Below are 19,906 nucleotides of genomic sequence, written 5' to 3' on the forward strand. Positions count from 1 at the left end.
AACATTTCCATGCTGATCACCCTGTGTTCTCCTGCTCAAAAAGTGAGCAGAAGCAGTTGAACACCTGGGTCAGTTTTCAGTCGGCAGAACAGCCTCTACTGGGTCAGTTTTCGGTCAGCGGCAACAGCCTTGCTCAGTGAGAGCGGTAGACCAGTTGGTGGGCTTGATGTATTCGTTAGTTTTCATGTGGGATCTCCTTGAGTTGTTCGAAGTGATGTTCTTTGTGGACCGCTTAGCTGTTGTCAATTACGACGAGCTGCGCGAATGGCCGCACCGTGTGCCCGGATGTCTGCTGCTCGTTTCTCTTTGGCTTCACGAGCCCGAGCCACTTCAAGGCGTGTAGGTGCCTGATAGGAAGCGCATCGGTCTGCGTGGAACTGAGCGTCACGGAGCTGAGCTGCTCGAAGGTCTTCACCTGCTTTGATCTCTTGGCGGGCCAGCGAGGTCTGCTCAGGGAATGCTGAGGTACTGAGACCAGCTTCGATGTACTGGCGCACGATGGCCGTGATCGAACTCTGATTCTTACCAGCAGCAGCGATAAGACCTGCGAGCATTACGCCCTCGGCATAAGCCTTGGTCACGGGTTGGCCTTGAACGGTCAAGGAGTTGTCACTGAGTTGGATGTCGAGCTTCATATTGGGGTTCTCCTTTGAGAGACCCTTAAGCCAAACCTTGCCGCCATGATCGCGTGACCAATGGGGAAAGGAGACCCGCACGGGATCAACAAGGTTTGCTTAAAGGTATTGGATTGAAGGTGGTTTCACAGTCCTGTGGGGTTACTTTGGCGGGGACTGTAGGAGCGCCTCTGTGCTGAATGGCGGACAGCGAGGAGGTTCCGGTGTGGTGCATAGATTGCCCACTACTGACGCTTAGGGCGCCTCGTGGGACCTTGAGGAGACCATGGGTGATTGATTCCCGTGGCCGTAGTGAGGTTTTTTACGACAGTTCTCAGGCCAGCATTATCGGCTGACTGCTCATCGGAATGGACAAGTCACAGCGAACAAGCGTCTTTAAACTGAGACCGTCTTCAAGAGCTTCCTTGAGCGCTTCCATGCATCGCTGGTTTGTTATGAGGGCAATGTAGGGAAGCGTCACCGCGAGGTCGTAAACAGTGCCCAATTCAGGATCGCGCGAACGGCCTGGAGCATTCACCTTAGAGACCAAGGCGCGGATCGTAATAAGCGATGTCCGGCGTGGCTTGGTGAACACCCTGTTAATCAAGGCGAGCTCAGCGGTTGTCGGAATGGTTTTCTTAAAGTTGCTCATTTAGCGAATCCTCTAAGGCCGTCTCTGGCTGCAAGGGCGGCTGCTTGAGCCTCTGTAAGGTTGCCTTTAGCGATAGCTGAGCGTAGGCCCTGTACGGTGTTACGGTGCCCCAGAGAGCTCCATTGGCACTTGTTATTGAATGTCATGCGCTTGAGGATGGATGCACTGTGATCGTTTCCCAAAGAGGCCATCTTGTCAGCAACGATCAAAGCTACTTCTGGTAGCTCAAGGATCGCCTCGAAGGCGTCATAGACAAGATCTTTGAATTCATCCGAGACCCAGCCCGCATATTCAAGGGTTGCGCGTTTGGTCGCCCATGAGCCTGCACCATTGGAGCTGTGCAAATTTTGCATAGCTTCCATTCGTTTAGCCTGCTTGGTCCGCCACTGCGCAGGTCCGTTCTTTACTGGTAACTTTAAGGTTCGCCAGATATCAGTTAGGTCCCACTGCCCTGCATTATTGGCCTTGAATGCTTGACCTTCTATAATGATGACGTGCCCAGCGTGCTTATGTTTGATGTCAGTGATCATTTGTCTATTCCTCTTGTTTGCTTCCTCAGGTTCGCTCCCACAGCCCAGCGCAGAGACCCGACAAAGGTTCTGGACGGTGGCATGAAGAAGCAAACAGGAAGACTCTGCGATTATCTGTGTGATGCCCAGCGATGGGCGTGGTGTGTCTGTAGCCTTAGTGAGGGTTTTTACGACCACTTGCTTCACATGGCCCGAGAGAACCTCTTAAAGTAAACCAAGCACCACTGGTGTAAACGATCACTTGCAGCCCTGCTTAATCTTACTCTCGGCAAGCAGGGGTAATTATTGTCGCAAGACAAATCCCCTCCAAGAGAAACCTATAAGTCCTTTCTTAAAGACAAAAGAATAGATTTATATAAAGATAATTATTAGATAGTTCTCAATGAGTAATCTTTAAGATCTTTAAGTTAAGGTCCCCGTGAACATTGAGCAATACACGGTGGCCCCAATCCCGTGCAAGGCTTCTCAGCGATGCCCTAAAAGGCACCGACTTACGATCAGCAATATCAATGTTCGCTCCTCCCTACTGGAGCCAGACGCTTAGTCTGCTTACCGGGGACGGTTGAGCGTTGGCGTGTCACCCTGTGGGTGATCGCTCTTGGCACTCTGTAGTCTCAGGTCAAATGGTAGGAATCTGAATGTACAGGCAGGATTTATTTCTGTGTGTCTGCCTACCTGTACCCTTAGTGAGGGTTTTTAAATAGTTCTTGACAAGTGACAAGAAGAAATATTTTAGATATGACAACTTGCATGAAATCAGATGTGGCACAATGACATCTTTTGGCAACCTAACCAAGGAGACTCAATGCCTTACACACTCCTCATCCTCAAACTGATGGGTGCCCAATTGGTAATCAACTTCGTAGCAACGCTAATCACCTCAGGCATGCGACCGTCAATCAATGTGGCACGGCGCAAAATCATGCAGGCTCTATGGGCAATCTCTGGGTTTGCATTCATTGGAGCTGTCGTGTGGGACGTTTTCAAGATGTTCAAATAATCCCCATTGCGATTGGGTTTGTGGACTCACCTGCGCTGTAGGGGCCAGTCTTGCGAATGGTCGGTAGGACTTCCTCTGTGACCCACTTTCGGAACGGCTCAGAGGCTGGTGCGCGTCCCCGTAGGAGCATCTGATAGGCCGCAGCCTCAGTAAAAACTCAGCTCCTTGACTGCACGTTAGGGAGCTTTGGTAAGGTATCTACATTTGGTATAGACCCTAATGTGATAGCTCCAGATGTCCCTGAGTACCCGGCGTGACGGCTGACCTGCTGACTTGGGTTCTTCAAGCCAGCGGCGCGGGCAACCTGAACAGCCACAAACAGCAGTTCATGCTCAGGGTGGCCGACAAGAACGTCCAGTTCGACACCCATAAAGTTGCGCTTAAAAATCCTGCCTAACTTTATAAGTAATTGTCCTCGGGGTTGTTTTAGGAATGTGTTCCATCAGCACCACACATTCACCAACAACATATTTTATTGCTTTGACAGCCTCCCACCCCTGACAGGCCGAGCTATTTATTTTGAATGTTCCGAGCTTGTGCACTCCCCCTTTTGCACCGACATGCAACTTGCTATTTAACTTAAGGTGATAACTGGTCACTTCAACAATTAACGACTTGTCATCGACAAGTATTAGTTCAAGCGTAGGCTTAGACTTAACGGGATTAGTTTCCATACAAGTATCTCTCAATTGTTGTCTGTCAGCTTAAAGGATTTGCTCAACGCCTCAGCCATCCGTTCTACCTGAACGGCGCTGCCAGATCCATACAGATCATAACTAATCGACCCCGACGAATGCCCCAAGATTGCCTCAGCGGTCCCCACAGGCACCTCAGCGGCCTTCAAGGCACCGGCCAGCGAGTGACGTAACGAGTGGAAGGTCTGGGTCCGATCAGTGTTCAGGCTCAAGACATCTCGCAACGCCCCATTAAGCACGTTTGAGAACTGACCAGCGCCTAACGTGAACAGCCGAGAGTCAGAGCTATCGACAAACGCAAGGAACGCTTTTAGGTCAAACCCATAGGCCGCATCGGTCAACGGTATGACACGCAGAGCATTCCTGGTCTTGGCTGTCTTGCCATCGTTCCTATTTATGTCGATGACCCAAACGCCCCCAACCTGCTCAACGTCCGCCTTGGTCAACTGCCTGAGTTCTTCAATGCGGGTCCCAGTGATGACCCCAAGGGACAACGCCCAGCGCTGCCATACATCAGCAGATAGGCCGTTAGCGTAGGACATAAGCAACTGGACCTGATCCTGAGAGAACGCCTCACGCGAGCTGTCAGCATCCTTGGATAGCTTCAACCCCTTATCGAAGCTCTTGTCGATGTAGCCATTATGAACAGCCCAATCCATGACAGTTGATAGCCGGGTGAGTAGCTTGTTCACAGTGGAACCTTTGCGGTCCTCAAGGAGTTTTGCCTTGAGTGCCACCATGTCAGCCCGAGTGTGCCCTTTAAGGTCGAGCTCTCCCAGAGCAGCGCTAATAGCAGCACAAGACGACTTAACGTCTCGCATAGTGCTGGCCTGTACGTTGTCCTTTTGCTCCGCCATATAGAGCCCAGAGAGATGCTCGAACGTCAGTGCCTCAGAAGCGTTTACAGATAGGGACAGACAAGGGGCTACAGGCGTGCCACAAGGGACACCTCTGAGTTCCTCAACGATCCCAACCAGCTTGCCCGGCCTCCCCTTCAAGCGCTCCTGAGCGGCCTCAAGGATGTCCTCAGCTTTGCTCGCGGCCCTTTGTTGATCAACGGTCATTGGCCCCTTAGCTGATGCCTCACGAAGCGACAGACGCAGTTCGTCATAGATCATCTCGTAGGCCACCAATGAGTCATCACCATGAGCCATGGTCAGGCACTCCTCAGCGATGTCTGCCAACCGTTCTCTGAGCTCATCCCATGTTGCCGCTGGGTTATCCAAGTGGAAAGCAGCCAGCGTCTTGAGGATGTCCTTGGAGATGGTCATAGCAGTAGCCTTGTCTGTGGTCCTGAGCGATAGCGTGTAGAAGCCCTTAGCGGTTCCTTTAGGGCGAAGGCGAAGGTAATAGCGACCAGACCGGCGATAGTGGTACGGCTTGGCGAGCGCAGTTTGTAACAGGTTTGTCCCACTTTGGGAGCGGTGGATGACGGTCATCGGCTGAAACCCCTGTATCCATTGGGTTTAGCCTCATCGGATTGAGTTCTACAGCAACTACAAGGTCAGCCGTGACCTGATCGAGTTGCGCAACCTGGCCCAGGTCGCCGAGCTGATGATCCGCTCGGCCATGGAGCGCAAGGAAAGCCGAGGCCTGCATTACACGCTCGACTACCCGCAGATGCTGCCAGAGGCCCTCGACACTATCCTGGTGCCAACCACCTACGGCGACTGAACTTCAAGCGTACCCGCAGGCGCCGATGGACATCGGCGGCCTGCGAAGCATGGGGTACACACACCGAACGTACCCGCCATTCCCCCGGCAACCGGTAGCGCAGCACCACGATCAGCGGCAACGCCAGGCTGTCAGGGCACAACTGTACGGCGTGCCAACCTCGCGCCGCGCTCCACAATTGCCAGCCGTCGGCATTGCGGCGCAGGCCACGAACCGACGAACGGTGGGTCAAGCGAATATGACGCGGCAGGGTCCACAAGGCATGGGCCAGGCACGCCAGTACACCCAGTAGAGTAATTAAGACAGGTACGGCCAGCAGGTACAGCGCACCGAGTGCCAGCACCTGGGCAAGGAGATACGCCGCCAGCAACCGCCCGCAGGCCTGCCAGCGGCATTCAAAGCTATTACTTGGGCTGGACACGATCCAGGATCATCCGGACCATGCGTTGCAGCTCCGGGTCTTCCGATTCGGCACGTTCCATGAACCAGCCGAACATATCCTGATCTTCGCAGGTCAGCAGCCTGACGTAGAGGTCGCGATCCACCTTATCGAGAGTCGCGTAAACCTCTTTGGTGAAAGGCACCAGCAACACATCCAACTCCAGCATGCCGCGACGGCTGTGCCAGTACAGGCGATTGATTTCTACATCTTCGACCATGGAGCGCTCCTCAAATAGGGCGCAAGTATACAGGCCCACGCCCCTTGGAACAGTCGGCTTTGGTCGGGCTTATGAAACTACCCATTTACCGGGCGCCCCTCTATGATGCACCCATGACTTTCCAACTGCGATGACCCATGGCTGACTCTGCTTTCTTCTGCCCCCTGTCCCACGAAGGCGTCCTGGCCGTTCGCGGCGCTGACGCGGCCAAGTTCCTCCAGGGACAACTGACCTGCAACCTCAACTACCTCAACGACACCCACGCCAGCCTCGGCGCGCGCTGCACCCAAAAGGGCCGTATGCAGTCGAGCTTCCGTATCGTGCTGCAAGGTGACGGCGTGTTGCTGGCCATGGCCAGCGAACTGCTGGAGCCACAACTGGCGGACCTGAAAAAATACGCCGTGTTTTCCAAGTCCAAGCTCACGGACGAAAGCGCCGCCTGGGTCCGCTTCGGCCTGGCCGACGCTGACCAGGCAATCGCCAGCCTGGGCCTGGATTTGCCAGCCGAGACCGACAGCGTGGCGCGCCATGAAGAGCTGCTGGCCATTCGCGTCTCCCCCGGCCGCGCCGAACTCTGGGCGCCCGCCGCGCAAGCCGAGCCGCTGCGCAACCAACTGGCCGCAACACTTGCCGAAGGCGATCTCAATGCCTGGCTGCTGGGGCAGGTCCGCGCCGGCATCGGCCAGGTCATGGCCCAGACCCGCGAGCTGTTCATCCCGCAGATGCTCAACCTGCAGGCGGTTGGTGGCGTAAGTTTCAAGAAAGGCTGCTACACCGGCCAGGAAATCGTCGCCCGCATGCAATACCTGGGCAAACTCAAGCGGCGCCTGTACCGCCTGAGCCTGGATGGCGACGTATTGCCCGAACCAGGTACACCACTGTTTGCCCCCAGCCATAACAGTGCCATCGGCGAGGTGGTGATTGCCGCCCGGGCCGACGAAGGGATTGAACTTCTGGCGGTGCTGCAAGCCGAAGCAGCCGACAGTGGCGATGTGCATTTAGGTACGCTGGAAGGCCCGGGTCTCAAGTTGCTCGACCTGCCCTACCCACTGGACCGTGATCGCGAGATCCAGCGTTAATCGCCACACCCTTTTGCAGCACCCTAGAGAGCATGAATGAACAAACTGGCGGAAAAAGTCCAACAGGCGTTGGTGATGGCCATCGATAACGATGACCTGGTTCTGCCCACGTTACCGGAAGTGGCCCTGAAAATTCGTCAGGCCGCCGAAGACCCCGAAGTCAGCATCAGTCATTTAAGCAAAGTCATCAGCCGCGATACCGCCCTCACGGCGCGGCTGATCAAGGTGGTCAACAGCCCGCTGTTACGTGCCTCCCAGGAAGTCACCGACCTGCACACCGCCATCACGCGCCTGGGCACCAACTACAGCAGCAACCTGGCGATCGGCCTGGTGATGGAACAAATCTTCCATGCCCGCTCAGAAGCCGTCGAACAGAAGATGCGTGAGGTCTGGCGCCGCAGCCTGGAAGTGGCGGGCGTCTGCTATGCCTTGTGCCGCAACCACAGCCAGCTCAAGCCGGACCAGGCGGCGCTCGGCGGGCTGGTGCACCAGATCGGCGTATTGCCGATCCTGACCTACGCCGAAGATCACTACGAACTGCTCTCTGACCCGGTCAGCCTCAACCATGTGATCGATAGCATCCACCCGCTGCTGGGGGACAAACTGCTGCGTGGCTGGGACTTCCCGGAAATGCTGGTGAATGTGCCCGCGCACTACCAGGACCTTGAGCGCGACTCGGCCAGCCTGGACTATGTCGACCTGGTGCAAGTGGCCGTGCTGTATTGCCACAAGAATACCAACCACCCGCTGGCCCACACTGCGCTGTCGAACTTGCCGGCATTCAAGAAGCTGCGCATCGACCCGCTCAATGAAGTGGTGCGCACCGAGCTGGACGAAGCACGCTCAATGTTCTACTGACCCCCTGTAGGAGCGGGCTTGCCCGCGATGTTCGCCAAAGATGACGCTGGGCGCCTGGCACTCTGCGGCGGTATGTCGCCCGCTATCGCAGGCAAGCCAGCTCCCACAGGTAAGCAGCTCGGCCCTCGCTGTCAGCCCGCGATAAAACTTACCCGCACCTTGAGCCCTTTCAGCTCGCCATCATGCAGGCTGATCTGGGCCAGGTGCGCGCGGCAGATTTCCCCGACAATCGCCAACCCCAGGCCTGACCCCGCGCCCTGCTGGTTGCGCCGATAGAAGCGCTCGAACACCCGGTCGCGCTCATCCAGCGGAATGCCTGGGCCATCATCTTCCACTTCCAGCACCGCCGGCGCCGTGACCCGCAGGATCACGTTGCCACCTGATGGCGTGTGCGCCAGGGCGTTATCCACCAGGTTGCTCAACAGCTCGTTCAGCAAGGTCGGCTCGCCGCGCAACCACACCGGCTGATCCGCCTCCAATGCCAATGCCACGCCGCGAGCATGGGCCAGGGGCGCCATGGCCATGCCCAATTCACGGGCCAGTTGACTGAGGTCGAGCAACTGCGCCCCCCCTTCAGCAATCGCCCGCGCACCGTTTTCGATGCGTGCCAGGGACAGCAATTGATTGGCCAGGTGGGTCAAGCGATCCGTACCTTGCGCCGCCGTCTCCAGGGTGCTGCGCCAGATGGCCGGCTCCTCGGCGCGCAGGCCCAATTCCAGCCGGGCCTTGAGCGCGGCCAATGGGGTGCGCAACTCGTGGGAAGCGTCGGCAATAAATTGGGCCTGGCGCTCGAACTGCCCGCGCAGGCGTTCGGTAAAGTGGTTCAAGGCCCGCACCAGCGGCCCCAGTTCGTGCTGCACTTCAACCAGCGGCAGCGGCCGCAGATCATCCGGCTGGCGTTCTTCCACCGCCGTGCGCAATCGCTCCAGCGGGCGCAGCGCCGCACTTACCGCAAACCACACCAGCAGCAAGGCGCCAATGGCCAGCATGCCCAGGCGCAGCAAGGTATCGGCCATCAGGCTGCGGGCCATGCTGACGCGGGCTTCGTCGGTTTCTGCCACGCGGATTTCGGCCATGCCATTCATGTTCGGTTCCGACACCGCCTTGAGCAGGCTCACCACCCGCACATTCTGCCCCTGGTACTTGGCGTTATAGAAACGCGCCAAGGCCGGATAATCGTCGGTGCGCGGCGTGCCCGGCGGCGGGCCTGGCAGGTGTTCGTAGCCAGAAATCAGCTTCTGGTGAATATCATTGACCTGGTAATAAATCCGCCCGGCACTGTCATAGGCGAATGTGTCCAGTGCCACGTAGGGCACATCGGCGCTGAGCGTGCCGTCGCGCTGGGACAGGCCGGCGGCGATGGTCCGCGCCGAGGCCAGCAACGTGCGGTCGTAGGCGGTGTCTGCCGCCTCGCGACCGTTCCAGTAGGCGCTCAAGCCGCTGGCCAGCATCAACACCACCAACAGCAATGCCAGGTTCCACAGCAGGCGCCATCGCAGGCTGCTGTGCTTACGCATCACGGGCTTCCAGCAAGTATCCAAGACCACGGAAAGTGACGATGGCGACCGGCTGCCCATCGAGTTTCTTGCGCAAGCGGTGCACATAGATTTCGATGGCATCGGGGCTGGCTTCCTCATCCAGGCCAAACACCTGGGACGCCAGTTGCTCCTTGCTCATGACCCGGCCAGGGCGGGCGATCAGCGCTTCGAGCACCGCCTGCTCACGGGAGGTCAACGTCAGCAACTCACCACCAAGGGTGAAACGCCGGGTTTCCACGTCATACACCAGCACGCCACAGGTCTGCTGCCGCTCGCCACCCAGCACGCTGCGGCGCAGCAGCGCCTTGACCCTGGCTTCCAGTTCAGTCAGTTCAAAGGGTTTGGCCAGATAGTCATCGGCGCCCAGGTTAAGGCCGTGTACCCGGTCCTTTACATCGCTGCGGGCAGTCAGCATCAACACCGGAAGATTTTTCCCACGGGCCCGCAAGCGCGCCAGCACCTCGAAACCATCCATGCGCGGCAAGCCCACATCGAGAATCGCCACGGCGTATTCCTCGCTGCTCAAGGCCAGGTCCGCCGCCACGCCATCGTGCAACACATCCACCGTCAACCCCGTGCTCTTGAGCGCCTGGGCCACACTTTCGGCCAGTTGCAGATGGTCTTCGACGAGCAGGACACGCATGGGTTTGTACCTCGTTGAGGGGTGGCCGGTGCCACCCTTTGTTTACCAACTCGCGGCGCAGTTTACAGCCGCGGCCTGTGCTGTGAAGCCCGAAAACATTGAAAGGACGCTGAAAGGTTAGTGAAAGGTTCGCCCATTAGCATCCGGAAACGGACGGTTACACCTTCCGAGCTATTTCACCCATAGCGCCCGAAAAACGCCTCGAAGCGTTTTCGCCTCATAAGAACAATAACGGAGTGCATCACGATGCTGTCGACACAGCCCCAGGCTTGCCCGCCTGTTCGTTTTTCCCGCCTGACCCAGACCGCCCTCGCCAGTGCCGCTGCCCTTGCCGGCTTTTCGCCGCTTAGCCAGGCTGCCTTCTTTGAAGACAGTAGCGCGACCCTGGAAACCCGCAACATGTACTTCAACCGCGACTTTCGCGACGGTACCAGCGCCCAGCAGTCCAAGCGCGACGAGTGGGCCCAGGGCTTCATGCTCAACCTGCAATCAGGCTACACCGACGGCACTGTCGGTTTTGGCGTAGATGCGCTGGGCATGCTCGGGGTCAAGCTCGACTCCAGCCCCGACCGCACCGGCAGCGGCCTGCTGCCCACCCACGATGATGGCCGCGCCGCTGACGAGTACTCCAAGCTGGGCCTGACCGGCAAAGTGAAAATCTCCGCCACCGAGCTTAAGGTCGGTTCGCTGATCCCCGAGTTGCCAATCCTCAAGGCCAACGACGGGCGCATCCTGCCGCAGACCTTCAACGGTGGCCTGCTGACCTCCAAGGAGTTCAAGAACCTGACGTTCACTGGCGGGCGCCTGGACAAGGCCAAGGACCGCGACGACACCAACTACGAGGACATTGCCCTCAACAACAAGAACAGCCGCTTCCTCAGCGGAGCCACCGGCAAGCACTTCAACTTCGGTGGCGTGGACTACAAGTTTGCCGAGAAGATCACCGGCAGCTACCACTTCGCCCAACTGGACGACGTGTACCGCCAACACTTCCTCGGCGTGGTCGCCTCAACGCCCATGGGCCCGGGCACCTTCGGCACCGACCTGCGCCTGGCCATCAGCGATGACACCGGCAGCGCGCGCGGCGGCAGCATTGACAACAAATCCCTCAACGGCATTTTCAGCTACGCCCTCAACGGCCATAAACTGAGCGCCGGCTACCAGCACATGTCCGGTGATAGCGCATTCCCGTACGTGGATGGCAGCGACCCGTACCTGGTCAACTTTGTGCAGATCAACGACTTTGCCGGCGCCGAAGAACGTTCCTGGCAGGCCCGTTACGACTACGATTTTGCCAAGCTGGGGATCCCCGGCCTGAGCTTCATGAGCCGCTACTTGTCCGGTGACAACATCAAGCTCAAGAATGGCGACACCGGCAAAGAGTGGGAACGCAACACCGAAATCAAATATGTGGTGCAAAGCGGCGCGCTCAAGGACGTGGCCGTACGCCTGCGTAACGCCACCTACCGCTCCAACTACTCGGCCCGGGACGCAGACGAAGTGCGCGTGCTGGTCAGTTACAGCGTCGCACTGTGGTAACCCTGAAAGTCATACCCCCAATAACAACAATGACGGAGTTCCCCATGTCCTCATCCCTGCGTAAATTTGCCCTGGCCGCCGGCTGCATGTTGTTCGCCGGCCAACTGCTGGCCGCCGATGAACCCAAGCGCCCGGAGTGCATCGCACCGGCCTCCCCCGGCGGCGGTTTTGACCTGACGTGCAAACTGGTGCAAAGCGCACTGGTCAACGAGAAGCTGCTGAGCAAGCCCATGCGCGTGACCTACATGCCTGGCGGCGTGGGTGCGGTGGCCTATAACGCCGTCGTGGCCCAGCGCCCCGCCGATGCTGGCACGCTGGTAGCCTGGTCCAGTGGTTCGCTGCTGAACCTGGCCCAGGGCAAATTCGGGCGGTTCGATGAAAGCGCAGTGAAATGGCTGGCTGCGGTTGGCACCAGCTATGGCGCGATTGCGGTGAAAGCCGATTCGCCCTACAAGAGCCTCGATGACCTGGTACAGGCGCTGAAGAAAGATCCGAGCAAAGTAGTGATTGGTTCCGGCGGCACCGTCGGCAGCCAGGACTGGATGCAGACCGCCCTGATCGCCAAGGCTGCCGGCATCAACCCCCGTGACCTGCGTTATGTGGCCCTCGAAGGCGGCGGTGAAATCGCCACTGCCCTGCTCGGCGGGCATATCCAGGTGGGCAGTACCGACATCTCCGACTCCATGCCCCACATCCTCAGCGGCGATATGCGCCTGCTCGCGGTGTTCTCCGAAGAGCGCCTGGACGAGCCGGAAATGAAGAATATTCCGACCGCCAAAGAGCAAGGCTACGACATCGTCTGGCCGGTGGTACGCGGTTTCTACCTCGGGCCAAAAGTCAGCGATGCCGACTACGCCTGGTGGAAGGATGCGTTCGACAAACTGCTGGCCTCCGAAGAGTTCGCCAAGCTGCGTGACCAGCGCGAGCTGTTCCCCTTCGCCATGACCGGCCAGGAGCTGGACACCTACGTGAAGAAACAGGTGGCTGACTACAAAGTGCTGGCCAAAGAGTTCGGCCTGATCCAGTAATCGCCCCTGTCATGTAATGCCCCTGTAGGAGCGAGCTTGCTCGCGAAAAACGTCAACGAAAACGCGGTTCAACTGGTTTGACGCGGCGCTTTCACGTTCTTCGCGAGCAAGCTCGCGCCTACAAAGGTGGCCTTGGAGTTTCCTATGCTCTTACAACGCATTTTCGCCGCAGTGCTGCTGCTGGCCTGCGCCGGCCTGGCGCTGATGGCCTGGCCGTACCAGGCGTCCTTTTCCTACGAACCCGTGGGGCCGCGGGCCTACCCGCTGCTGATGCTCGGGCTGATGAGCCTGGCACTGATCTACATGCTGTTTCGCCCGCAGCCGACCAAGCACACCGAAGAAGAGCCCGCCCTCGACCGTCAGACCCTGTTCAAGATCGCTATCTGCGTCGCGCTGCTGATCGTGTTCGCCGGCACCTTCGAACCCTTGGGTTTTATCCTCAGCAGCATGCTGATCGGCATCCCCATGGCGCGCCTGTATGGCGGCCGCTGGATGCCCAGCGTGGTAATCGTCAGCCTGATGGCCATTGGTCTTTATCTGCTCTTTGATAAAGCCATGGACGTGCCGCTGCCCCTCGGTCTGCTCGACGTTCTGGAGAACTGATATGGATACTTTTGGCTATTTGGGCCAGGGCTTCGGCGTCGCACTGAGCCCCTACAACCTGGTGACCGCGCTGTGCGGCACCCTGATCGGCACCGTGGTCGGCCTGCTGCCGGGCCTGGGCCCGATCAATGGCGTGGCACTGTTGATCCCCATCGCCTTTGCCCTGGGCCTGCCGCCAGAATCGGCCTTGATCCTGCTGGCAGCCGTATACCTGGGTTGCGAATACGGCGGGCGTATCAGCTCGATCCTGCTGAACATCCCCGGCGAAGCTTCCACCGTGATGACTACCCTGGACGGCTACCCAATGGCCCGCAAAGGCCTGGCCGGCGTAGCCCTGTCGTTGTCGGCATGGAGTTCGTTTATCGGCGCGTTTATCGCCACCTGCGGCATGGTGCTGTTTGCCCCGCTGCTGGCCAAATGGGCGATTGCATTTGGCCCGGCGGAATACTTCGTGCTGATGGTATTTGCCATCGTCTGCCTCGGTGGCATGGCCGGTGACAAACCGCTGAAGACCTTTGTAGCGGCGCTGATCGGCCTGTTCCTGTCGGCGGTGGGTATTGACGCCAACAGCGGCGTTTACCGCTTTACCGGCGACAATATTCACCTGACCGACGGCATCCAGTTTGTGGTGCTGGTATTGGGCCTGTTCTCCATCAGCGAGATCCTGCTGCTGCTGGAAAAAACCCATCGTGGCCAGGAGGCGGTAAAAGCCACTGGGCGGATGATGTTCAACCTGAAGGAGGCTTCTGCGGTATTTGTAGTCAACATCCGCTGTGGCCTGCTGGGCTTCATCATGGGCGTACTGCCCGGGGCGGGTGCCACCCTGGCATCAGCCGTGGCCTACATGACCGAGAAACGCCTGGCCGGTGCCAGTGGTAAATTCGGGCAAGGCGACATGCGTGGCCTGGCCGCGCCAGAAACCGCCATCGGCGCCTCCGCCTGCGGTGCGCTGGTACCGATGTTGACCCTCGGCGTACCCGGCTCGGGTACCACTGCGGTGATGATCGGCGCGTTGTCGCTGTACAACATCACCCCTGGCCCGCTGTTGTTCCAACAGCAGCCGGATATTGTCTGGGGCCTGATCGCTTCGTTGTTTATCGCCAACATCATGCTGGTGATCCTCAACATCCCGATGATCCGCATCTTCACCCGCATCCTCGCCGTGCCGAACTGGGCACTGGTGCCGGTGATCGCCATCATCACCGCGATTGGTGTGTACGCGGTCCACGCCACCACCTTCGACCTGTTCCTGATGGTGGGTATCGGTATCTTCGGTTACATCCTGCGCAAGCTGGACTTCCCGCTGTCACCGGTGTTGCTGGGCTTTATCCTCGGCGGCCTGATGGAGCAGAACCTGCGCCGGGCGCTGTCGATCTCCAACGGCGATTTGCAGATTCTCTGGTCGAGCCCGATCACCTTTGGCGTCTGGGTACTGACGGCATTGATGCTGGCCTTCCCGCTGATCCGCATCTACCGCAAACGGGCCCTGCAGCGTCGCGCCGTGGCCGATGTCTGAAGTCACCTTTAAACAATGGTGGGCAACACCGCTGGTCGGTCTGGCCGGCGGTTACCTGGCCAGCCTGGTCGGCTGGCCTTTGCCGTATATGGTCGGTTCGTTGCTGGCGATCATCCTGGTGCGCTGCCTCACGCCCTGGCAGTTGGGCGAGATTCCCGGCGGGCGCAAATGTGGCCAGTGGGTGGTGGGCATCGGTATCGGCCTGCACTTCACCCCGATGGTGATCGAGCAGGTGATGAGCCACTTTGGCCTGATCTTCTTCGGCGCGCTGGTCACCAGCCTGTCGAGCATTGTCGGTGTGTGGTTGATGCGCCGCAGCGGTGAAGACCGTGCCACGGCGTTTTTCTCGAGTATGCCGGGCGGCTCCGGCGAGATGGTCAACCTCGGTGCGCGTAATGGCGCGGTACTCAGCCGCGTGGCAGCAGGCCAGAGTCTGCGGGTGTTGTTGGTGGTGCTGTGCGTACCGGCGATCTTCAAATATTTGCTCGGCGGCGGCGCGCCACAATTTCACCCGGCACCCGTGGACTGGGCCTGGCTGGCCGTGCTGTTTCCCATCGGCGCCCTGGTCGCCTGGGGCTGGCAGCGTCTGCACCAGCCCAACCCGTGGTTGTTCGGGCCATTGCTGGTCAGCGCCATCGCCAGCATCACCTGGGATCTGCACATCGGCCTGCCCGATGGCGGCAGTCAGATTGGCCAATGGTTGATCGGCAGCGGCCTGGGTTGCCACTTCAACCGGCAGTTCTTTCGTCGGGCGCCCGCCTTCATGGGCCGCACCTTGATCGGCACAGTGCTGACCATGTTGATCGCCACCCTGGCGGCGGTAGGTTTGAGTGCGCTGACGCAGTTGGATCTGCGCTCGCTGACGCTGGGCATGATGCCCGGAGGGATTGCAGAGATGAGTTTGACGGCGGAGACCCTGCAACTGTCGGTGCCGTTGGTGACGGCGATGCAGGTGATGCGGTTGTTGTTTGTGCTGTTCCTCGCGGAACCATTATTCCGCCACTGGAATCGCCAGCCGGACACCGTCTAAAACCTGGCACAACCCTAATGTGGGAGCGGGCTTGCTCGCGAAGGCGGTGGCTCAGTTGATAAATACTTGACTGACCCACCGCCTTCGCGAGCAAGCCCGCTCCCACACAATTGCGCTCTCACATCCTTTGGTGTTGGGCCTTAGATGGGCGGCAAACGCCACTCGATCGGCGTCTCGCCATTCTGCTCAAGAAACTTGTTCGTCCGGCTGAAATGCCCGCAGCCCAAAAACCCGCGATACGCCGACAATGGCGACGGATGCACCGAAGTCAGCACCAAATGCTTGGTGGCATCAATCAGCTTCTGCTTGCCCTGGGCATGCGCGCCCCACAGCAGGAACACCAGGTGCGGCTGATGCTCGCTGACCACTTCAATCACCCGGTCAGTGAAGAACTGCCAGCCCTTGCCCGCATGGGCGTTGGCTGTCGCACGTTCCACGGTCATGGTGGTGTTGAGCAGCAACACGCCCTGGTCGGCCCAGCTTTGCAAGCAACCATGGTTGGGAATGTCGATATTGAGGTCGCGCTTGAGCTCTTTATAGATGTTGAGCAGCGACGGCGGCGTCGGCACGCCCGGCTGCACCGAGAAGCACAGGCCATGGGCCTGGCCCGGGCCGTGGTAGGGGTCCTGGCCGAGGATCACCACCTTGACCTTGTCCAGCGGCGTGGAGTTGAGCGCATTGAAAATCAGCGGGCCCGGCGGGTAGATCTCTTTGCCTGCCGCATGCTCCTGGCGCAGGAACTCGCGCAACTCGTTCATGTACGGCTGCTCGAACTCCTCGCGCAAGGCGTGTTTCCAGCTCGGTTCGAGTTTGATACGGTCGTCGGAAGTCATCAGAAACACATCATGTAAAAAGAGTGGGCGAACCCTAGGAAAGCCCACCCCACTTGTCAATTGATCTGACGCATAACCGGCACATTCCCACGAAGGGATCATACTCAACGTTCAATTTACCGATTGAGGTCATGATGAATCTGCACTTCGAAGAGCTCACTGGCACCGATGGGGCCCGTATCGGCATCGCCAGCCTGGACGCGGAAAAATCCCTCAATGCCCTCTCCCTCCCGATGATCCTGGCCCTGGGCGAACGCCTGGACCAGTGGGCCAGGGACCCGCAAATCGTCTGCGTGCTGCTGCGCGGCAATGGGGCCAAGGCGTTCTGCGCCGGCGGTGAAGTGCGCAGCCTGGCCCAGGCCTGTCGTGAGCAGCCGGGTGAAGTGCCGGCGTTGGCTGCACAGTTTTTTGCTGCGGAATATCGTCTCGACTATCGCTTGCATACCTACCCCAAGCCACTGATCTGCTGGGGCCATGGCTATGTGCTGGGCGGCGGCATGGGCTTGCTGCAAAGCGCAGCCATCCGCGTGGTCACACCGAGCAGCCGCCTGGCCATGCCGGAAATCAGCATCGGCCTGTACCCGGATGTGGGCGCCAGTTGGTTCCTCTCACGCCTGCCGGGCAAGCTCGGCCTGTTTCTCGGCCTCACCGGCGCCCATATGAATGGTCGCGACGCCCTGGACCTGGGCCTGGCCGACCGTTTCCTGCTGGATGAACAACAGGACGAGATGCTCGAAGGCCTGCTGCAGTTGAATTGGCAGGAGCAGACGGCGATGCAACTCAACAGCCTGTTCAAGGCCCTGGCCCAGGAAGCCGTCAGCCAGCAGCCCGCGCCGCAGTGGTTGCCACGACGCCAGCAAATCGACGAATGGCTGGATGTGGGCGACGTGTGCGGCGCCTGGCGCGCGTTGAACCAGTTGCGCGAGCATGCCGACCCGCTGTTCAGCCGGGCCGGCAAGACATTGAGCGAGGGCTGCCCACTGACTGCCCATCTGGTGTGGGAGCAGATCCAACGGGCACGGCACCTGTCCCTGTCAGAGGTTTTCCAGATGGAGTACACCTTGAGCCTCAATTGCTGTCGGCACCCGGAGTTCAGTGAAGGGGTACGGGCACGTCTGATCGACAAGGATCAGCAGCCCCATTGGCATTGGCCGGATATCAAGCGCGTTCCCGAGGCGGTGGTCGAGGCGCACTTTCACAAGGCCTGGGAAGGACGCCATCCGCTGGCGGACCTGTCTGACTTATGACAGAGCGGCGTCAGGCAATTGGCTAGTTTTGGGGGTTATCGAGGGTGAACGAACAGTTGTCGGGCTGGCTGTCCGTACATATGTAGATTTGCTGGTCAAACGGCCCACGGGCCGGCACCCAGTGGGTGGAATCGCTCAGTGACATACTGGGGCGCGGCTCGGGCGCCTGGAACCTGAGGTTGACCCACTGGTTGTTGGCCGCCTTGTAGGTGCAGTATTCCAGATGCCCTCGCCTGCGCTCCCCGGCCTCGGTCGGCGTAAAAACGGCGCCGACAAACGTGTCCACAAAGCCCGGAAACTCAACCTTGGGGCTTTTCCAGGCGCCGTTGTCACTTTGCAAATAACCACCCGTGCGCTTGATCGACGAGGGATAGGGGCAGCCGAACTCTGCGCTGGCATCAGCGATCGGAAAAACGCCTAGTAAACATAGAATGACTACCCGGCTGATCATGTGTCATCCCAGTGCGCTGCTAAGGTATTGCCACTTAGTTAAGTCCGAGAAGGGCGCGCAAGATAGCTGTGAAATATGACAGTGGAGACAAACGGTCGCCCACAAAAAACGGCGCTTTGCGCGCCGTTTAAAGGAATAGATGTTTACCGGTGCCCGCCGCGGCCCCGGCCATGATCGCCGCCACGGCCGTCTCCTCGCCCATGACCACTGTAGCCGCGGTGATCGCCCCAACCCTGGCTTGGGTAGGGCCGGTAGCCCGCTCTTGGCCCCGCTGGGTAGTAACGGGGTGCCGGCTGATAATAACGAGGCGCGGAATAGTAGCGCGGGGGCGGTGCGTAATACCCACGCCGATACTGGTAAGACGGCCCGCCGCCGTAGTAATAGACCGGCGCCGGCGCGGTGTAGACTTCGGATCGGTAGTAGCTGGAGCCTCCATCGTAATAGGGCACACAGGCAGAAAGGGTCAAGCCGAGCACAGCGGTGAGGAGCAATCGACGATACATGGCGGCCTCCTGGACCGCGGAAGAGCCCACACCAGCGACGCTGGAGGGCGACACACAGCCTTCGCTGAATGACGAAATATCTGACATCAAAAACAGAATCTGGTGCGACATGGACATAGATTGAAACATCTGTGGCGCAATAAACCGCCCAGGGCTGTATCGTGCCAGGTATACCGGGTTTCACCGCAATCTCGACTGAATCACGCCTGAACCGACCAATGACCACTCCCACACTTTGCCCGGCCTGCGGCGCCCGCAACGACTGCACCCTGGCCGACCCACGCACCGCTGACCGCGCCTGCTGGTGCTACAGCGTCACCATCGACCCCAAGGTGCTCGAAGCCCTGCCGATGGAGCTTCGCAACAAGGCTTGCCTGTGCCCGCGCTGTGCCCAGGTCGATGCCCAATTGCGCGGGGCCGAGCCCCAGTAATGCGTATCGACCGATTTCTCAGCAACCTGCCGCGCTTCAATCGCCAGCAGGTGCGCCTGCTGCTGGCGGAGCGGCGGATCCAGGTGGATGGACAGCCGGTAAACGATCCACGGCATGACGTTCGCGAATTCAGCCGGGTGGAATGTGATGGCCAACTCCTGCAAGCCGGCAAACCCGCACGGTACTTCATGCTGCACAAGCCGCCTGGCTGCGTGAGTGCCACCGTCGACCCGCAACACGCCACCGTCCTCGACCTGCTGGATGAACCCGACAAGGGCGACCTGCATATCGCCGGCCGCCTGGACTTCAACACCACTGGCCTGCTGCTGCTCACCAATGACGGCCAGTGGTCGCGACGCCTGACCCAGCCCCAGACCAAACTGCCCAAGGTCTACTACGTCGAGACCGAACAGGAGATTGGCCCGGACTATGCCGCAACGTTCAGCGCCGGCCTGTACTTCGCCTTCGAGGACCTGACCACCCAACCGGCCGATCTGCAGGTGCTGGGCCCCAAAAGTGCGCGTCTAAGCATCATTGAAGGGCGTTATCACCAGGTCAAGCGCATGTTCGGGCACTTCAACAACAAGGTCACGCGCCTGCACCGCGAGCGCATGGGGCCGCTGGCGCTGGATGAACAGCTCGCCCCCGGCCAGTATCGGCCGCTGACCGAGGCTGAAATCCGCCAGATATGACCGTTGGGCCGGTGATCGGCAAAACTCCAGGGGGAAACTGGCGACCTGGCCCGCCTCCTGCTTGAATCAAATCGCCAGCCGCAATCTGACT

At 59.3% G+C, this 19,906-nt stretch carries 23 protein-coding genes and 2 pseudogenes; 12 read left to right on the forward strand and 13 right to left on the reverse strand.

Annotated elements, in window-relative coordinates; genetic code table 11:
* Positions 1–242: 242 nt before the first annotated feature.
* From FIV38_RS24540 to FIV38_RS31015, 4 genes and pseudogenes are all read right to left on the reverse strand, one after another.
* Positions 243–635, reverse strand: a complete 393-nt coding sequence (locus tag FIV38_RS24540; RefSeq protein ID WP_092234274.1) for a hypothetical protein — start codon at positions 633–635, stop codon at positions 243–245.
* Between the two features lie 313 nt (positions 636–948).
* Positions 949–1,266, reverse strand: coding sequence for a hypothetical protein (locus FIV38_RS24545; RefSeq protein ID WP_092234271.1), 318 nt, complete (start codon positions 1,264–1,266; stop codon positions 949–951).
* Complete coding sequence (locus FIV38_RS24550) at positions 1,263–1,796, reverse strand: KilA-N domain-containing protein (protein ID WP_092234267.1); 534 nt, start codon at positions 1,794–1,796, stop codon at positions 1,263–1,265. Before FIV38_RS24550 ends, FIV38_RS24545 begins: the two co-directional genes overlap by 4 nt.
* Before the next feature lie 992 nt (positions 1,797–2,788).
* A pseudogene (locus FIV38_RS31015) lies at positions 2,789–2,938 on the reverse strand (BRO family protein); the annotation flags it as partial.
* Between the two features lie 111 nt (positions 2,939–3,049).
* Here FIV38_RS31015 and FIV38_RS30045 point away from each other — a divergent pair.
* Positions 3,050–3,193: a hypothetical protein gene (locus tag FIV38_RS30045; RefSeq protein WP_159439624.1), complete on the forward strand. Its 144-nt coding sequence runs from the start codon at positions 3,050–3,052 to the stop codon at positions 3,191–3,193.
* On the opposite strand, the gene FIV38_RS24560 is transcribed toward FIV38_RS30045, so the two are convergent.
* Together FIV38_RS24560 and FIV38_RS24565 are read right to left on the reverse strand one after the other, a co-directional pair.
* Positions 3,177–3,470, reverse strand: coding sequence for a hypothetical protein (locus FIV38_RS24560; RefSeq protein WP_124525845.1), 294 nt, complete (start codon positions 3,468–3,470; stop codon positions 3,177–3,179). The two genes, FIV38_RS30045 and FIV38_RS24560, sit on opposite strands and share 17 nt — an antisense overlap.
* Positions 3,471–3,481: 11 nt before the next feature.
* The gene (locus tag FIV38_RS24565) at positions 3,482–4,930 is read right to left on the reverse strand and encodes a tyrosine-type recombinase/integrase (protein ID WP_092234258.1); all 1,449 of its coding nucleotides are present in this window, start codon (positions 4,928–4,930) and stop codon (positions 3,482–3,484) included.
* Between the two features lie 43 nt (positions 4,931–4,973).
* On the opposite strand from FIV38_RS24565, the pseudogene FIV38_RS24570 reads away from it, so the two are divergent.
* Positions 4,974–5,165, forward strand: a pseudogene (locus FIV38_RS24570) (L-aspartate oxidase); the annotation flags it as partial.
* On the opposite strand, the gene FIV38_RS24575 reads toward FIV38_RS24570, so the two are convergent.
* Together FIV38_RS24575 and FIV38_RS24580 are read right to left on the reverse strand one after the other, a co-directional pair.
* The gene (locus tag FIV38_RS24575) at positions 5,134–5,586 is read right to left on the reverse strand and encodes a hypothetical protein (protein WP_092234256.1); all 453 of its coding nucleotides are present in this window, start codon (positions 5,584–5,586) and stop codon (positions 5,134–5,136) included. The pseudogene FIV38_RS24570 and the gene FIV38_RS24575 sit on opposite strands and share 32 nt — an antisense overlap.
* Positions 5,570–5,824, reverse strand: coding sequence for an FAD assembly factor SdhE (locus FIV38_RS24580; protein WP_017736358.1), 255 nt, complete (start codon positions 5,822–5,824; stop codon positions 5,570–5,572). Before FIV38_RS24580 ends, FIV38_RS24575 begins: the two co-directional genes overlap by 17 nt.
* Before the next feature lie 137 nt (positions 5,825–5,961).
* Here FIV38_RS24580 and ygfZ point away from each other — a divergent pair, with 137 nt between their 5' ends.
* Complete coding sequence (gene ygfZ / locus FIV38_RS24585; RefSeq protein ID WP_092234253.1) at positions 5,962–6,903, forward strand: CAF17-like 4Fe-4S cluster assembly/insertion protein YgfZ; 942 nt, start codon at positions 5,962–5,964, stop codon at positions 6,901–6,903.
* Between the two features lie 36 nt (positions 6,904–6,939).
* On the forward strand, positions 6,940–7,761 hold the full coding sequence (locus FIV38_RS24590; RefSeq protein WP_029299085.1) for an HDOD domain-containing protein: 822 nt from the start codon (positions 6,940–6,942) through the stop codon (positions 7,759–7,761).
* A gap of 131 nt (positions 7,762–7,892) precedes the next feature.
* On the opposite strand, the gene FIV38_RS24595 is transcribed toward FIV38_RS24590, so the two are convergent.
* Together FIV38_RS24595 and FIV38_RS24600 are read right to left on the reverse strand one after the other, a co-directional pair.
* On the reverse strand, positions 7,893–9,278 hold the full coding sequence (locus FIV38_RS24595; RefSeq protein WP_065943869.1) for a sensor histidine kinase: 1,386 nt from the start codon (positions 9,276–9,278) through the stop codon (positions 7,893–7,895).
* Complete coding sequence (locus FIV38_RS24600) at positions 9,271–9,942, reverse strand: response regulator (protein WP_029299087.1); 672 nt, start codon at positions 9,940–9,942, stop codon at positions 9,271–9,273. The genes FIV38_RS24595 and FIV38_RS24600 overlap by 8 nt, the downstream gene beginning before the upstream one ends.
* Positions 9,943–10,188: 246 nt before the next feature.
* Here FIV38_RS24600 and FIV38_RS24605 point away from each other — a divergent pair, with 246 nt between their 5' ends.
* The 5 genes from FIV38_RS24605 (at position 10,189) to FIV38_RS24625 (ending at position 15,658) form a co-directional block, all read left to right on the forward strand.
* On the forward strand, positions 10,189–11,481 hold the full coding sequence (locus FIV38_RS24605) for an OprD family porin (RefSeq protein WP_029299088.1): 1,293 nt from the start codon (positions 10,189–10,191) through the stop codon (positions 11,479–11,481).
* 44 nt (positions 11,482–11,525) lie between these two features.
* Positions 11,526–12,509: a Bug family tripartite tricarboxylate transporter substrate binding protein gene (locus FIV38_RS24610; protein WP_029299089.1), complete on the forward strand. Its 984-nt coding sequence runs from the start codon at positions 11,526–11,528 to the stop codon at positions 12,507–12,509.
* A 144-nt stretch (positions 12,510–12,653) separates the two neighbouring features.
* On the forward strand, positions 12,654–13,112 hold the full coding sequence (locus FIV38_RS24615) for a tripartite tricarboxylate transporter TctB family protein (protein WP_092234250.1): 459 nt from the start codon (positions 12,654–12,656) through the stop codon (positions 13,110–13,112).
* A 1-nt stretch (position 13,113) separates the two neighbouring features.
* Positions 13,114–14,628 carry a tripartite tricarboxylate transporter permease gene (locus tag FIV38_RS24620; protein ID WP_029299091.1) on the forward strand — a complete coding sequence of 505 codons (1,515 nt, stop codon included), beginning with the start codon at positions 13,114–13,116 and terminating at the stop codon, positions 14,626–14,628.
* Complete coding sequence (locus FIV38_RS24625; protein WP_092234247.1) at positions 14,621–15,658, forward strand: AbrB family transcriptional regulator; 1,038 nt, start codon at positions 14,621–14,623, stop codon at positions 15,656–15,658. The genes FIV38_RS24620 and FIV38_RS24625 overlap by 8 nt, the downstream gene beginning before the upstream one ends.
* Before the next feature lie 140 nt (positions 15,659–15,798).
* Here the strand turns inward: FIV38_RS24625 and ung are convergent, their stop codons facing one another.
* The gene (gene ung, locus FIV38_RS24630; protein ID WP_166647838.1) at positions 15,799–16,494 is read right to left on the reverse strand and encodes a uracil-DNA glycosylase; all 696 of its coding nucleotides are present in this window, start codon (positions 16,492–16,494) and stop codon (positions 15,799–15,801) included.
* A gap of 131 nt (positions 16,495–16,625) precedes the next feature.
* Here ung and FIV38_RS24635 point away from each other — a divergent pair, with 131 nt between their 5' ends.
* Entirely contained in the window at positions 16,626–17,738 is a 1,113-nt protein-coding gene (locus FIV38_RS24635) for an enoyl-CoA hydratase/isomerase family protein (RefSeq protein WP_092234244.1), read from the forward strand.
* Positions 17,739–17,760: 22 nt separating this feature from the next.
* Here the strand turns inward: FIV38_RS24635 and FIV38_RS24640 are convergent, their stop codons facing one another.
* Together FIV38_RS24640 and FIV38_RS30540 are read right to left on the reverse strand one after the other, a co-directional pair.
* Positions 17,761–18,189 (reverse strand): DUF3757 domain-containing protein, encoded by a 429-nt coding sequence (locus tag FIV38_RS24640; RefSeq protein WP_092234241.1) that lies wholly within the window; start codon positions 18,187–18,189, stop codon positions 17,761–17,763.
* Positions 18,190–18,332: 143 nt separating this feature from the next.
* A complete protein-coding gene (locus FIV38_RS30540) occupies positions 18,333–18,692 on the reverse strand; it encodes a hypothetical protein (RefSeq protein ID WP_029299096.1) in 360 nt (119 codons plus the stop codon).
* A 218-nt stretch (positions 18,693–18,910) separates the two neighbouring features.
* Between FIV38_RS30540 and FIV38_RS24650 the strand changes: the two genes are divergently transcribed.
* Together FIV38_RS24650 and FIV38_RS24655 are read left to right on the forward strand one after the other, a co-directional pair.
* Positions 18,911–19,123: a cysteine-rich CWC family protein gene (locus FIV38_RS24650; protein ID WP_092234238.1), complete on the forward strand. Its 213-nt coding sequence runs from the start codon at positions 18,911–18,913 to the stop codon at positions 19,121–19,123.
* Positions 19,123–19,815, forward strand: a complete 693-nt coding sequence (locus tag FIV38_RS24655) for a pseudouridine synthase (protein WP_092234235.1) — start codon at positions 19,123–19,125, stop codon at positions 19,813–19,815. The genes FIV38_RS24650 and FIV38_RS24655 overlap by 1 nt, the downstream gene beginning before the upstream one ends.
* Positions 19,816–19,906: the final 91 nt, after the last annotated feature.

The sequence above is a fragment of the Pseudomonas proteolytica genome, assembly GCF_007858275.1.
GTDB lineage: Bacteria > Pseudomonadota > Gammaproteobacteria > Pseudomonadales > Pseudomonadaceae > Aquipseudomonas > Aquipseudomonas proteolytica.